We start from the raw sequence: 14147 nt of genomic DNA, 5'->3' as shown, positions 1-14147 counted from the left end.
AGCGTAGCGCAAAGTCTGTTCACCAGACCGACGATCTGCCACCATGGTCCGGTGAACAGACCGGGCACCGCCGCCCTCGCCCTGACCTCGATCAGCACCTTCGTGGCGATGGTCGCCTACGCCGGACCGCTCGGGAACGCGACCACCCTCAGCGCCGCGTTCGCGGCATCGCCCGCGGCGACGACGTGGCTGCTCAGCTCGATGAGCGTCGGCCTCGCGGTGGGCCTGCTCCCGGCAGGGGCGCTCGCCGACCTGACCGGGCGCCGGCGGGTGTTCACCGGAGGCGCGCTCGTCCTGGCGGCCGGCTCGGTGCTCTGCGCCGTGGCCGGCGACGCCCGCACGTTCGTGGTCGGCCGGGTGGTCGAGGGGCTCGGCGCCGCCGGCGTGATCGCGACCGGGCTCGGCCTGGTCGCCGCCGTCACGACCGACCCCGCCCACCGCGCCCGCGCCGCGGCCTGGTGGGGCAGCAGCATGGGCCTGGGCATCGCGGGCGGCCCGCTGCTCACCGGGCTCTTCGACCTCGGCGACCTGTGGCCGGCGAGCTACTGGCTGATCGCGGGAGCGAGCCTCGCCATCGCCGCCCTCGCACCGCGCTGCTTCACCGAGTCCGCCGTCGACCCCGGCCGGCGGATGGACCTCGCCGGGGCCGCCCTGATGGCCATCGGCCTGACCGCCCTGCTCATCACGCTCGTCGAGGCCCGCCGCGGCGACGCCGGGATCGCGCTCACCGGGGCCGTGGTCGCGGCAGTGGCGCTCGCCGGCTTCGCCGTCGCCCAGGTGCGGCGCCGGCACCCGATGCTCGAGCCGGCCCTGCTGCGCCACCGCGGGTTCACCGCGGCCGCGCTCGCCGCCGTCGGCACGGGCGCGGGCGTGATCGCCCTGATGTCGTTCTCGGGCACGTTCGCGACGGGCGCGATGGGGCTGAGCAGCCTCCAGGCCGGCGCGCTCCTGGCGCTCTGGTCGGCGACGAGCGCGGCGGCGGCGCTCCTGCTGCGCCCGCTGGCCCTGCGGATGACCGGCACCACCCAGCTCGCCGCGGGACTGATCGGCGCCGGCGTCGGGCTGCTCATGCTGTCCGGGCTCGGCGGTCCGCCGTCGGCCTGGCGCCTGGCGCCCGGCCTGATCGTGGCCGGCGTCGCCAGCGGCCTGCTCAACGGCGGCCTCGGCCGCCAGGCCATCGCGACCGTGCCCGCCGACCGCGCCGCGGTCGGCACCGGCGTCAACAACACCGCCCGGTACGTCGGCGCGGCCGTCGGCACCACGCTCGTCAGCGTCCTCGCCGCCACGCCGCACGCCTCGCCGGCCGCGCAGGTGGCAGGCTGGAACCACGTCACCCTGCTCGCCGGCGCCATCTCGCTCGTGACCGCCGTCGCTATCGTCGCGATCGACAGGGACCGGCACGCCGAGGAGGCCCGATGACCCACGCACCCGACCAGCCCGACGGCACCTACGCGCCCGTCGCCGACGGACGCCCCGACCCGGGCGAGGTCGTCTGGGCCTGGGTCCCCTACGAGGACGACCCGGCCCAGGGCAAGGACCGCCCCGTGCTCGTCATCGGGACGAGCACCGACGAGCGAGGCACTCACCTCGTGCACTGCCTGGTGATGACGAGCAAGGACCACGACCGCGACGCCGCCCAGGAGGCCGCCGCCGGCCGGCTCTGGATGGACGTCGGCAGCGGCGGCTGGGACCCGCGCGGACGCCCGAGCGAGGTCCGGCTCAACCGCCTCCTCGTCCTCGACGCCGCCGATGTGCGACGCGAGGGCGCGGCGCTCGACGCCGCGACCTATGCCGCGGTGGTCGCCGCGCGCGAGGCACTCAGCCGCTGACGGCGAGCCCGAGGGCGTCGCCCAGCAGCACCAGGTGGCGGGTGAAGAGCTCCGCGCCGTCGTCGCCGAGGCCCTCGGGCCCGTACTGGCCGAACACCTCGAAGCTGACGCACCCGAACAGCCCGGCCCAGACCAGCATCCCGGCGACCAGGACGTCGTCGGGCAGCGCGATCCCGAACTGCTCGCGCACGCCCTCGAAGACGGCCGCGAGCCCCGGCGGCGCCGGGGCCGATGGCGCGGGGACGCGCAGCGCGTCGTCGGCGAGCGCCGCGGCGGCGAGCTCGAGCAGCATCCGGACCACCCGGGTGCCCGGACCCGTCGTCTGCTCGGCGGGCGCGTGGTACCCGGGCACCGGCGCGCCGTAGAGCAGCGCGTAGGTCGCCGGCTCGGCGCGCGCCCAGTCCCGGATCGCGTGCCCGAAGACGAGGAAGCGCTCGCCGTGCGGAGCGCCGGGCGCGGCAGCGAGGGCGCGGGCGACGGCATCGCCGAGGTCGTCGTACCCGTCGACGAGGAGGAGGGTGAGCAGCTCGTCGCGGCTCTTGACGTAGCGGTAGACCGCGGACGAGACCACCCCGAGGTCGCGGGCGACCGCGCGCAGCGAGAGCGCCGCGGCGCCGTACTCGGCCAGGTGCTGGCGGCCGATCCGGGTGATGTCGGCCATCGTCTGCGCCCGGGCGCGCTCTCGCGGGGTCGTCGCCATGGCCTCATCCTGCCGAATGGCGAGCAGGTGACGCAAATGTGAGCAGTGCTCTTGCTTTTCAGGTCGAAGGGGTGCATGCTCGAACCACGAACCGAGAGCAGTGCTCTCGAAATCCGAAGCCTTCGAGAGGAACCCACCATGCGTCACCACGTCGTCACCGGAGCCGGCCCCGTCGGCAGCACCGTCGCCCTCCAGCTCGCCGACGCCGGCGAGCGCGTCACGCTCATCACCCGTTCCGGCAGCGGCCCCGAGCACCCGCTCGTCGAGCGCCGCCCGGCGGACGTGTCGCGACCCGAGCAGCTCGCCGCCGTCCTCGACGGCGCGGTCGCGGTGCACCACTGCATCCACGCCTCCCGGTACGACGCCGCGACCTGGCGAGCCGAGCTGATCCCGGCCGAGCAGGCGCTGCTCGCCGCGGCGGGCGCCGCCGGCGCGGTCGTCGTCTTCCCCGAGAGCCTCTACGCGTACGGCGCCGTGACCGGACCGATCACCGAGGACCTCCCCCGCACCGCGACCCGCGGCAAGCCCGGCGTCCGCACCGAGCTGCTGCGCGCCCGCGCCGCGTCGGCGACGCCGACCGTGAGCGTGGCGGCGTCCGACTTCCTCGGCCCGCGGGTGCGCACGTCGCACGCCGGCGAGCGGATGGCCGCGGCCGTCCTGGGCGGTCGCACCCTGCGCGTGGTCGGCAGCCTCGACCAGCCGCACTCGTGGACCTACGTGCCCGACCTCGCCGCGGCGATGATCCGGGCGGCGGCCGACGAGTCGCTGTGGAACAGCGTGCTGCACGCGCCGACCGGCCCGCCGGTGACCCAGCGCGAGCTCGCCACGGCGTTCGCGGCCGCGGCCGGCGTCCCGGTGCCGCGGCTGGGCGTCATCCCGACCGGGCTGCTGCGCGCGGTCGGGCTGGTGCACCGCGACACCCGCGAGCTGGCCGAGATGGCCTTCCAGTTCACGGCGCCGTTCGTCCTCGACTCGACCGCCAGCGAGGAGCGGCTCGGCCTGAAGCCGACGCCCTACGACGACGCGATCCGGGAGACCGCCGCCTGGTGGCGGCTCAGCGCATGAGGAAGGACGCGCGCCAGGTCTTGTGCTGGGCCCGGCCGACCATGCCGGCCTCGTCGAGCACCGGCATGACCTTCTCGCCCATCCAGGCGATGGTCTCGCGGTAGTGCTCGTTGCCGAGGGCCTGGCGGCGCGCCTCGGCGGGGTCGAGCCCGACGGCGGCGTAGACGTCGGGGTGCACCAGCGAGCGCATCGTCACGTAGCCCACCTGGGCGGTGAGCGCCTGGTGCCAGGCGCGCTGCGCGCGGGTCAGGCCGCGGACCGCCTGGGTCAGCTCGTCGCGGGCGAAGGTGACGTGCCGGGCCTCCTCGACCACGTGGATGCGGGCGACCATCCGGGTCAGCGGCTGGACCCGCTCGTCGCGCATCAGCTCGCGCTGCCAGCGGTCGACGGGCTCCTCGCCGATGAGGATCGAGGCGTACGCGCTCGGACCGTGCAGCGCGAGCTGGCCGACCCGGCCGATCCGCTTGATCCGCGGCCGCGGCCCGTACGCCGGGACGCCCATCGCCGCGATCGCACGGCCGAACATCACGGTGTGCCGGGTCTCGTCGCCGACCTCGGTGAGCGCGAACTGGGTGCGGGGGTCACGCGGGTCGGCGGTGTAGACGTCGCGCAGCAGGAGCTGCATCAGCACCACCTCGAACCAGATGCCGACGCTCGCGATGCTGGCGATCTCGTGCGCGGACAGCGTGATCCGCTGCTCCTCGCTCAGCCGCCGCCACAGCGGCGTGCCGTAGAGCGACATCCGCTCGGGCTGCATCCACCACAGGCCCGGCACCGGCGGCGCGGACCAGTCGAGGTCGACCTCGGGGTCGTACGACTGGCGCGCGGTCGAGCGGAGCAGGCGGTCGGCGACGGGCGCCGCACCGGGGACATCGACGAGCGTCATCGCGCTGCGACCTCCTGGTTCGAGAGGGACGAAATAGGTATTACCGGCGGTAACGCCTAACACTGTAGCCTGGTCCCCATGAGTGCAGGCAAGAACGATGGACGGACCACCCGCTGGGACCAGCACCGGGTCGCCCGGCGGGCCGAGTTCGTGCAGGCCGCCGTCCGCGCGATCGACACGCTCGGGCCCGACGCGTCGATCGCCGACATCGCGGCCGAGGCCGGAGTCAGCAAGCCGGTCCTCTACCGCTACTTCGCCGACAAGGGCGAGCTGCACGCCGCCGTCGGCTCCTGGGGCGCCGAGCTGATCCTCGAGCGCGTGGTGGTCGGCGTCCTGGCCCCCGCCACGGCCCGCGAGCGGGTCACCGCCGGCGTGGCGGCCTACCTCGACACGCTGGCCGAGCACCCCCAGGCCTTCCTCCTCCTCGCCCGCCACCACGCCGGCGGCGACGACCCGCTCGCGCACGGCAAGAACGTCATCGCCGCCCAGCTCGCCCGGATGCTCGGCGACGCGCTGCGCCGCCTCGGCGGCGACGCCGGCGCGGCCGAGCCCTGGGCCCACGCGGTGGTCGGGCTCGGCGCCTCGGTCGGCCAGTGGTGGCTCGAGCGGCGCACGATGTCGCGCGCCGCCATCGCCGACTACCTGGGCGACTTCATCTGGCACGCGCTCTCCGGCACGGCCGCCGAGCAGGGCATCGACCTCTCCTCGCTCGACCTGCCCGCCGACGTCACCCCGATCCGCTCCGGGCGGCAGGCATGAGCGCCACCTCCCACGAGCCCCGCGAGGCGTACGACGGCCCCGCCGTGGTCCAGGTCGACGACATCGCGCACGACGTGCAGGTGACCCTGCGCGGACACTTCCAGCCGCTCGACGGGCACTTCCACTGGTACGGCCGGATCGCCACCTCCCCCGCCCTCGACGCCGTCCGCAGCGGCGCCGCGGTCGAGCTCCGCACCCCCCACGGCACCGCAGCCGGCAAGGTCTCCGACCTCGACCCGTGGGGGCGGTTCCGGGTGGCGGGGACCGGCACCCCGCCGTTCTGAGGGCGCGGGAGTTTCGCCGGTCGACCGGCGAAACTCGCACTGGACCGATGAAGTTCCGTCGGTCAAGCGTGAGTTTCAGCGGTCAAGTTGCCCCGAGGACGGCGTGACGATGACGTTCACCGCCTCCAGCTCGCCGTCCGGCCCGGCCTCGTACGCGTGCGGGCGGTCTGCGGCGAACCGGACGTGGTCGCCGGGAGCCAGGGCGACCGTGCGGTCGTCGTACCGGACGAGTCCGTGGCCGGCGACGACGATCAGCTGCTCCTCGACGCCGGCCGCGTGCGCCGGCGACGTCCGCACCGCGCCGGGGGCGAGGCGCAGCAGGTAGACCTCGGTGGTCCGGTCCGTCTCGCGCAGGACCCGAACGCGGGTCGCGACCACGCCCCCGCCGCCGATCACGGCGCCGTCGTGGTCGTCGAGCAGGGCCGCCAGCGGGACGCCGAGCGGCGTCGCGACGGCGTACAGCGTGTCGAGGGTGGGGTTGCGCCGGCCGGTCTCGAGCTCGGAGAGCGAGCCCTTGCCGATGCCCGCCTCGGCCGCGAGCGCCGAGAGGCTGAGCCCGCGCGCCTCGCGCAGCGCCCGGATGCGCGCGCCGACCTCTCGCGTCATCGTCGCTCACCCCCTACAGTGTTCTGTAAACAGAACGCCGCACCGGTGTTCACGAGGAGGCGGCGTGTCCGAGGAGAGTACCCACGGCCCCGTGGTGGCGGGGATCGTCACCGCGGTCGTCGGCTTCAGCAGCTCGTTCGTCGTCTGCCTGGCCGGCCTGACCGCGGTCGGCGCGACCGGGCGGCAGGCGGCCTCCGGGCTGCTGACGCTGCTGGTCACCCAGGCGCTCGGCATGCTCTGGCTCGCCGTCCGCTACCGGATGCCGATCACCCTCGCCTGGTCGACGCCCGGCGCGGCCCTCCTCGCCACGACGACGGGCGTCACCGGCGGCTGGTCCGCCGCGGTCGGCGCGTTCGTCGCGACCGGCGTCCTCATCGTGCTCACCGCGCTCGTCCCGAAGGTCGGCGACGTCGTCGCCGCCATCCCCCACAGCCTGGCCCGGGCGATGCTGGCCGGCGTCCTGCTCCCCCTCTGTCTGGCGCCGGTGACCGCCCTGGTCGACGCGCCCGCGGCCGTCGCGCCCGTCGTCCTCACCTGGCTGGTGCTGCTCCGGCTCGCCCCGCGCTGGGCCGTCCCCGGCGCCCTCCTCGTCGCCCTGGGCGCCGTCGTCGCGACCGCCCGGATCGAGGCCTCCGCTCTCGTCCCCCACCTGGCCTGGACGACGCCCTCGTGGTCGCTGTCCGCGCTGGTCGGCATCGCGCTCCCCCTGTACGTCGTCACGATGGCCTCGCAGAACGTCCCCGGCGTCGCGGTGATGAGCGGCTTCGGCTACCGCGTCCCGTGGCGCGCCTCGCTCGCCGTCACCGGGATCGGCACCATCGCCGGCGCCCCCACCGGCGGCCACGCCATCAACCTCGCCGCCATCAGTGCCGCCCTCGCCGCCGGACCCGCCGCCGGCCCGGCCCGGAACCGCCGCTGGATCGCCTCCGTCTCGGCGTCGGTGACCTACCTCGTCCTCGCCGTGGGCAGCACCGCTCTCGCCGCGCTCGTCGTCGCCGCTGCCGACGGCGTCATGCAGGCCGCGGCCGGTCTCGCCCTCCTCGGCACCCTCGGCGCCGCCCTGGGCGAGGCCCTCGCGGACCCCCGCGAGCGCGAGGCCGCCGCGGCCACGCTGGTGGTGGCCGCCTCGGGCGTCACCGTGCTCGGGATCGGCGCGGCGTTCTGGGCGCTGCTGGTCGGCCTGCTGCTGCGGACGTTCCTGCGGGTGGGGCGACCCGCCCCTACGGACGCACCTCGAACAGAGTCGAGCGCAGACCCAGCCAGGACCTGAAGTTCTCGCCGCTGGCCGTGGCGACCCCCTTGGTTCCCGTCACCTTGACGAGCGTGGCCCGGCCGCCGAAGCTGCCCTTGCCGTCGCGCTGGGTGACCGCCACCGAAGTGATGTCACCGATGCCCGGGAACACCTTCTTCAGCGTCGCGGCGCTGATCGTCTGGCTCCACTGCGTCTTCGGGTCGTAGGGGTCGGCCTTCGCGACGAGGTACGGCTGGCTGCCGGCGACCGTGTACCCGCCGTTGCTCGACGAGAACTGCGTGAAGGCCGGCTTGCCGCCGTACGTCCGGATCTGGCCCGCCGTCGCCTTGATCGCCGCGTCGGAGAGCGGGTGCTCGCCGGCCACGCCGCGGTAGACCTGGGAGCGGGTGGTGTCCCAGACGTCGAAGTGACCGCGGTTGGTGGTGTCGCGGTCGAAGATCGCGTAGGTCCGGGCGGCCACGGCCTGTGCCTGGACGGCGGCCCGGGACCAGCTCGCCGGCATCTCGGCGGCGACGACGCCCCGCAGGTACTGCTCCACGCTGACGATGTTGACCGTGTCCCGCGCCGAGCCCGCGCCGGCCACCGCCGAGCGGAGCTTGCCGCGGTAGACCGCCGACCCGCCCGGGACGTAGAGCCGGATCGCGCCGCCCTTGAACTCCGCCTGCCCCGGGATGTCGCGGACGACGTGCCAGCCCTTGGTCTTGACCGAGAGCCGGGTCTTGGTGGTGCCGACCGGGGTCAGCCGCCAGCGCTTGGCGCCCTTCTTGCCCAGCTTCCAGACCTTGCCGGTCTGGGCACTGCGGACCTTGAGCCCGGACTTGTGCTGGACGACCACGTTGTTGGACGTCGCGGCCGTCAGCAGCACCGCGATCGAGCCGCCGGAGCGCCCCGCCGCGGTGCCCGGGTAGTAGAAGGAGAGGATCTGGGCGGCCGTGCTCCCGCGCTCGGCGGCGACCTTGGCGCCGTACTGCGACATGCCCTTGCCGTGCCCGTAGCCGCTGCCGACCAGGGTCACGGAGTCGAGGGCGCGAGCCGGGCTCGCGGCGGTCGCGGGGGTCACCGCGGCCCCTCCGACGAGGCCGGTGACGGCGACCAGGGCGAGCGCAGCGACAGATCCCGGGAACAGGCGCATCGTCCGAGACTAGCCCGCGGTTAAAGCCCGGACAGCGTGTCGCCCTAGGATTTGGTCCATGACCGAGCTCGACAGCAGCACCCAGGCACCGGACGCGACCGACCCGGAGGGCACGCCCGCGGTCGTCGTACCGGACAAGCCGGCGCTGGAGGGCCTGGAGCAGAAGTGGGCCGAGCGGTGGAAGGCCGACGACACCTACGGCTTCGACCGCACCCAGCCGCGCGAGAACGTCTACTCGATCGACACCCCGCCGCCCACCGTGAGCGGCAGCCTGCACGTCGGGCACGTCTTCTCCTACACGCACACCGACCTGGTCGCCCGCTTCCAGCGGATGCAGGGCAAGTCCGTCTTCTACCCGATGGGCTGGGACGACAACGGGCTCCCGACCGAGCGCCGGGTGCAGAACTACTACGGCGTGCGCTGCGACCCGTCGCTGCCCTACGACGCCGACTTCACCCCGCCCGAGAAGCCGGACCCGAAGCGGCAGGTCCCGATCAGCCGCCCCAACTTCATCGCCCTGTGCGAGCAGCTCGTCGAGCAGGACGAGAAGGTCTTCGAGGACCTCTGGCGCACGCTCGGCCTCAGCGTCGACTGGAACACGACGTACACGACGATCGGCAAGAACGCCCAGACCGTCAGCCAGCGCGCGTTCCTGCGCAACCTCAGCCGCGGTGAGGCCTACCTCCAGGAGGCGCCGACCCTCTGGGACGTCACCTTCCAGACGGCGGTCGCCCAGGCCGAGCTCGAGGCCCGTGACTACGCCGGCGCCTACCACCGCGTCGCCTTCCACAAGCCCGACGGCTCGCCGGTGCACATCGAGACGACGCGTCCCGAGCTGATCCCGTCGGTCGTCGCGCTCATCGCGCACCCCGACGACGAGCGCTACGCCGACCTCTTCGGCACGACGGTCACCTCGCCCGTCTTCGGTGTCGAGATCCCGGTCCTGGCCCACCCGGCCGCCGAGAAGGACAAGGGCGCCGGCATCGCGATGTGCTGCACCTTCGGCGACCTCACCGACGTCCAGTGGTGGCGTGAGCTCCAGCTGCCGGTGCGCACCGTGATCGGCCGCGACGGCCGGTTCACCCGCGAGACCCCCGAGTGGCTCGCGAGCGAGACCGCGTCGGCCGCGTACGAGGACCTCAAGGGCAAGACCGTCCACTCCGCGCGCGAGGCGGTCGTCGCCAAGCTCAAGGAGACCGGCGACCTCGACGGCGACCCGAAGCCGACCCAGCGGATGGCGAACTTCTACGAGAAGGGCGACAAGCCGCTCGAGATCGTCTCCACCCGCCAGTGGTACATCCGCAACGGCGGGCGCGACGCGGGCATCCGCGAGCAGATGCTGGCCCGCGGCGCCGAGATCGACTGGCTGCCGCCCCACATGAAGCACCGCTTCGACAACTGGGTCGGCGGCCTCAACGGCGACTGGCTCGTCTCGCGGCAGCGCTTCTTCGGCATCCCCTTCCCGGTCTGGTACCCCCTCGACGCCGAGGGCGAGCCCGACTACTCGCGGCTGCTGCTGCCCAGCGAGGCCGAGCTGCCCATCGACCCGTCGACGCAGGCCCCGGCCGGCTACACCGAGGAGCAGCGCGGCGCGCCGGGCGGCTTCATCGGCGACCCCGACGTCATGGACACCTGGGCGACGTCGTCCCTGACCCCGCACATCGCGGGCGGCTGGGAGTCCGACCCCGACCTGTGGTCGCGGGTGTTCCCGATGGACCTGGCGACCCACGCCCACGACATCATCCGCACCTGGCTGTTCAGCCGCGTGGTGCGTGCCCACTTCGAGAACGGCGCGACGCCGTGGTCGCACGCGATGATCTCCGGCTTCATCGTCGACCCCGACCGCAAGAAGATGTCCAAGTCCAAGGGCAATGTCGTGGTCCCCAACGAGATCCTCGACAAGTACGGCGCCGACGCCGTCCGCTGGCGCGCCGCGATCGCCCGCCCCGGCCTCGACTCCCCCTTCGACGAGACCCAGATGAAGGTCGGCCGCCGGCTGGCCATGAAGGTCCTCAACGCCTCGAAGTTCGTCCTCGGCAGCGTCGGCGCGACCACCTTCAGCGCCGCCGCCGTCAGCCAGCCGGTCGACACCGCGCTGCTCGGCCGCCTGGCCGGCGTCGTCAGCCGGGCCACCGAGGCGTTCGAGGCCTACGACTACACGACCGCGCTCGAGGTCACCGAGAAGTTCTTCTGGGAGTTCTGCGACGACTACCTCGAGCTCGTCAAGGAGCGCGCCTACGCCGACGACGGCGACGCCTCCGTCTCGGCCCGGGCCACCCTGGCGTTCGCGCTCCAGGTCCAGCTCCGCCTGCTCGCCCCCTTCCTCCCCTACGTGACCGAGGAGGTCTGGTCGTGGTGGCAGGAGGGCTCCGTGCACCGCGCCTCCTGGCCGGCCACCACCGAGCTCGGCTCGGCCGCCGCCTCCGACGGCGCCGTGATCGACTCCGTCGCGGCCGCCCTGGCCGGCATCCGCGGCGCCAAGTCGCAGGCCAAGGTCAACATGAAGACGCCGCTCGCGCGTGTCGAGATCACCGGCCCCGAGAAGGCGGTCAAGGCCACCGAGTCGGCGGCCGCCGACCTCGTGGCGGCGGGCAAGATCACCGGCGAGCTGGTCTTCACGGTCGACGCCGACGCGACCGAGCTCAAGGTCACCGCCGAGATCGCCGAGCAGCCCGAGAGCTGAGTCAGCCGAGCCCGCGCAGCCGGGAGCGGAGCCAGGCGCCGTCCTTCGCCAGGTCGGCGGTGTACGACGCCTGGTAGGCCTCGGCCGAGAACCCCACCTCGGGCAGCGCGACGTCCGAGGGGCACCACACGATGCTCAGCCGGTGCCCCTGGACGGCGGCCATGAGGTACTCGTTCTCGGCCGTGTAGGACTCCGGGACGAGCAGCACGACGTCCTTGGGCGCGTCGGTCCAGCACAGGTTGAACATCGCCGCGCCGGCGTACCCGGCGACCACGTCGGCGGCCCGGAACAGCGCCGCCTGCTCGGCGAGCGCGAGCTCCTCGGGGTGGACGACGGCGAAGCCCTCGTCGGCGAACAGCGCCTCGACCTCGGCCGCATTGCGGCAGGCCCGCTTGTCGCCGCGCCGCGCGCAGAAGATCCTCCGCGGCCACTCGCGCTCGGCCGCCCCGGCAGCGAGCGCGGCCCCGGTAGGGCGCCAGGCGTCGGCGATGCCGGGGTGGACCCAGCCCGGCTGGGCCAGCATCGGCGTCGCCGACAGCAGCCGCTCGACGCGGACCGGCCGGTCGATGATCACGACGTCGTCCTCGGCCACACCGAACGCGCCGAGGACGTCGCGCTCGAACGCGTGCAGCGCCGTGCGGGGCGTCCGGGTGCTCAGCAGCACCCGGGGCCGCGGCTCCTCCTCGAGGATCCGCGGCCAGGCCCACATCCGGGAGAGCTGCTCGGTGAGCAGGTGACCGAAGTGACCGGGGTACTCCGAGTCGAGGTGGACCCACGTGCCGGCGAGCGGCGCGGGGTCGTCGAGGGCGGCGCGCACCGAGGCGAAGTCCGGCGCGAGGTCGACCAGCGCCGTGCTGCGCAGCCGGTGGCGGTGCGAGCGGCGGAAGGTGTCGGGGAGCAGCACGTCGTCGTGGACGACGACCTGGCGCGGCGCGCACACGACGTCGTCGTAGGCACGCAGGGCCATCGCCGGCGCGGTGATCTCGCGGACCTCGGCGTGCCGCACCGCGGAGTCGGTCTGGGCCACCGAGCACCGGGCCGTGAACGTCGCGCCCGGCACGCTCGCCAGCACCTGCCCGCGCAGCCGGCCCGCTGCGAGGAGCCGGTCGGTCTGCTCCTCGCGGAGCTTGGCCAGCGCCCGGACCGTGCTCGTCACCACGAGGTGCGGCCCGGCCTCGCGCCAGCCGCCGATCGCCGCGGCCAGCGCCCGGACGTCGTCGCCCTTGCGGCGGGTCGCCCGGGGTGCGCGCTCCCCCGCGCGGATCGCGTCGAGGGTGCGCAGCCGCTGCACCAGCGGGTCGGCGGTGCGTCCCTCGCCACCCCGGAAGACGAGCGCGCCGCCCGGCCGCACGTGCCAGAGCAGCCGGGCCAGGAGCCCGGGCCACTCCCGTGCCGCGACGTCGACCACGAGGACGCCGCAGGGCGCCCCGGTGGCGAGGTCGAGGAAGAGCTCGTCGGCCGGCTGGGAGCCGTCGACGACGACCGAGCGGCCGCCGACGTCGGCGAGGTGGCGACGCACCTCGCGGTCGAGCAGCCGGCGCTCGCGCCGACGCCGTCCCAGCACGGCCGAAGGGCCTAGGCGGACTTCTTCTTCGGCTTCGACTCGCGCAGCACCAGCGTGGGCGCCACGTCGTCGAGCACGACCTCCTCGGTCACCACGACCTTCTCGACGTCACCACGGCTCGGCACGTCGTACATCACGTGGAGGAGGACCTCCTCGATGATCGCGCGCAGGCCCCGGGCGCCGGTGCCGCGCTCGAGCGCCTTGTCGGCGATCGCGGCGACGGCGCCGTCGGAGAACTCGAGCTCGACGCCGTCGAGGTCGAAGAGCTTCTTGTACTGCTTGACCAGGGCGTTGCGGGGCTCGGTGAGGATCTGGATGAGCGCGTCCTGGTCGAGCGGGCTGACGCTCGCGATCAGGGGGAGCCGGCCGATGAACTCGGGGATCAGGCCGAACTTGGTGAGGTCCTCGGGGCGCACCTGGGCGAGCAGGTCGTCGGCGGCCCGCTCGGCCTCGCCGCGCGGCTCGGCGGTGAAGCCCAGGGACTTCTTGCCGACGCGCTGCTCGATGATGTGCTCCAGGCCGGCGAAGGCACCGCCGACGACGAACAGGATGTTCGTCGTGTCGATCTGGATGAACTCCTGGTGCGGGTGCTTGCGGCCGCCCTGCGGCGGCACCGAGGCGGTGGTGCCCTCGATGATCTTCAGCAGCGCCTGCTGCACGCCCTCGCCGGAGACGTCGCGCGTGATCGACGGGTTCTCGGCCTTGCGGGCCACCTTGTCGATCTCGTCGATGTAGATGATGCCGGTCTCGGCCTTCTTGACGTCGTAGTCAGCGGCCTGGATCAGCTTGAGGAGGATGTTCTCGACGTCCTCGCCGACGTAGCCGGCCTCGGTCAGCGCCGTGGCGTCGGCGATCGCGAACGGGACGTTGAGCATCCGGGCCAGGGTCTGGGCGAGGTAGGTCTTGCCGCAGCCGGTGGGGCCGATGACGAGGATGTTGGACTTGGCGACCTCGACCACCTCGTCCTTGCTGTGCTTGCCCGAGATCGGCTGGACGCCGGCCTGCACCCGCTTGTAGTGGTTGTAGACCGCGACCGCGAGGGACTTCTTCGCCTGCTCCTGCCCGATGACGTAGGAGTTCAGGAACTCGAAGATCTCCTTGGGCTTGGGCAGGTCGGCGAGCTCGACCTCGGAGCCCTCGGCGAGCTCCTCCTCGATGATCTCGTTGCAGAGATCGATGCACTCGTCGCAGATGTAGACACCCGGACCAGCGATGAGCTTCTTGACCTGCTTCTGGCTCTTGCCGCAGAACGAGCACTTCAGCAGGTCGCCACCGTCACCGATGCGTGCCACGGGTCCTCCTCACATGTGAACTCCCCGACGGTACTCCCTGTGGCGCCCCGGAGGGGGCGGGACACGAGGAGCACGTCGAGGAGGTCATCGGGTTC

General features: G+C 73.6%; 13 protein-coding genes. 7 read left to right on the top strand and 6 right to left on the bottom strand.

Annotation, left to right across the window (positions count from 1 at the left end; translation table 11 throughout):
- Positions 1 to 51 precede the first annotated feature (51 nt).
- A complete protein-coding gene (locus tag BM223_RS06190) occupies positions 52 to 1419 on the top strand; it encodes an MFS transporter (RefSeq protein ID WP_200887000.1) in 1368 nt (455 codons plus the stop codon).
- Positions 1416 to 1829, top strand: a complete 414-nt coding sequence (locus tag BM223_RS06185; protein ID WP_038680784.1) for a type II toxin-antitoxin system PemK/MazF family toxin — start codon at positions 1416 to 1418, stop codon at positions 1827 to 1829. Before BM223_RS06190 ends, BM223_RS06185 begins: the two co-directional genes overlap by 4 nt.
- Here the strand turns inward: BM223_RS06185 and BM223_RS06180 are convergent.
- The gene (locus BM223_RS06180) at positions 1819 to 2529 is read right to left on the bottom strand and encodes a TetR/AcrR family transcriptional regulator (protein ID WP_038680786.1); all 711 of its coding nucleotides are present in this window, start codon (positions 2527 to 2529) and stop codon (positions 1819 to 1821) included. The two genes, BM223_RS06185 and BM223_RS06180, sit on opposite strands and share 11 nt — an antisense overlap.
- 138 nt (positions 2530 to 2667) lie before the next feature.
- Here BM223_RS06180 and BM223_RS06175 point away from each other — a divergent pair, with 138 nt between their 5' ends.
- Positions 2668 to 3594 (top strand): NAD-dependent epimerase/dehydratase family protein, encoded by a 927-nt coding sequence (locus BM223_RS06175; RefSeq protein ID WP_038680788.1) that lies wholly within the window; start codon positions 2668 to 2670, stop codon positions 3592 to 3594.
- On the opposite strand, the gene BM223_RS06170 is transcribed toward BM223_RS06175, so the two are convergent.
- Positions 3584 to 4480 carry an AurF N-oxygenase family protein gene (locus BM223_RS06170; protein ID WP_038680790.1) on the bottom strand — a complete coding sequence of 299 codons (897 nt, stop codon included), beginning with the start codon at positions 4478 to 4480 and terminating at the stop codon, positions 3584 to 3586. The genes BM223_RS06175 and BM223_RS06170 overlap by 11 nt on opposite strands.
- Before the next feature lie 78 nt (positions 4481 to 4558).
- On the opposite strand from BM223_RS06170, the gene BM223_RS06165 reads away from it, so the two are divergent.
- Together BM223_RS06165 and BM223_RS06160 are read left to right on the top strand one after the other, a co-directional pair.
- Entirely contained in the window at positions 4559 to 5239 is a 681-nt protein-coding gene (locus BM223_RS06165; protein ID WP_052138913.1) for a TetR/AcrR family transcriptional regulator, read from the top strand.
- A complete protein-coding gene (locus BM223_RS06160) occupies positions 5236 to 5523 on the top strand; it encodes a DUF4873 domain-containing protein (protein WP_038680792.1) in 288 nt (95 codons plus the stop codon). The genes BM223_RS06165 and BM223_RS06160 overlap by 4 nt, the downstream gene beginning before the upstream one ends.
- 75 nt (positions 5524 to 5598) lie before the next feature.
- Here the strand turns inward: BM223_RS06160 and BM223_RS06155 are convergent, their stop codons facing one another.
- Complete coding sequence (locus BM223_RS06155) at positions 5599 to 6129, bottom strand: helix-turn-helix domain-containing protein (protein WP_038680795.1); 531 nt, start codon at positions 6127 to 6129, stop codon at positions 5599 to 5601.
- 64 nt (positions 6130 to 6193) lie between these two features.
- Here BM223_RS06155 and BM223_RS06150 point away from each other — a divergent pair, with 64 nt between their 5' ends.
- On the top strand, positions 6194 to 7399 hold the full coding sequence (locus BM223_RS06150; RefSeq protein WP_038680798.1) for a benzoate/H(+) symporter BenE family transporter: 1206 nt from the start codon (positions 6194 to 6196) through the stop codon (positions 7397 to 7399).
- Here BM223_RS06150 and BM223_RS06145 read toward each other — a convergent pair.
- On the bottom strand, positions 7350 to 8513 hold the full coding sequence (locus BM223_RS06145; RefSeq protein ID WP_052138914.1) for a SpoIID/LytB domain-containing protein: 1164 nt from the start codon (positions 8511 to 8513) through the stop codon (positions 7350 to 7352). The two genes, BM223_RS06150 and BM223_RS06145, sit on opposite strands and share 50 nt — an antisense overlap.
- Positions 8514 to 8571: 58 nt before the next feature.
- On the opposite strand from BM223_RS06145, the gene valS reads away from it, so the two are divergent.
- A complete protein-coding gene (gene valS / locus BM223_RS06140; protein ID WP_038680800.1) occupies positions 8572 to 11196 on the top strand; it encodes a valine--tRNA ligase in 2625 nt (874 codons plus the stop codon).
- 1 nt (position 11197) lies between these two features.
- On the opposite strand, the gene BM223_RS06135 is transcribed toward valS, so the two are convergent.
- Both BM223_RS06135 and clpX read right to left on the bottom strand, forming a co-directional pair.
- Positions 11198 to 12760, bottom strand: coding sequence for a glycosyltransferase family 61 protein (locus BM223_RS06135; RefSeq protein ID WP_038680802.1), 1563 nt, complete (start codon positions 12758 to 12760; stop codon positions 11198 to 11200).
- Positions 12761 to 12771: 11 nt separating this feature from the next.
- Entirely contained in the window at positions 12772 to 14052 is a 1281-nt protein-coding gene (gene clpX / locus BM223_RS06130; protein WP_038680804.1) for an ATP-dependent Clp protease ATP-binding subunit ClpX, read from the bottom strand.
- Positions 14053 to 14147 lie beyond the last annotated feature (95 nt).

Origin of the sequence: Pimelobacter simplex, assembly GCF_900114845.1 — a bacterium.
GTDB lineage: Bacteria > Actinomycetota > Actinomycetes > Propionibacteriales > Nocardioidaceae > Nocardioides > Nocardioides simplex.
The sequence above is the reverse complement of the archived record's forward strand: the minus strand, read 5'-3'. Positions and strand labels throughout refer to the sequence as shown.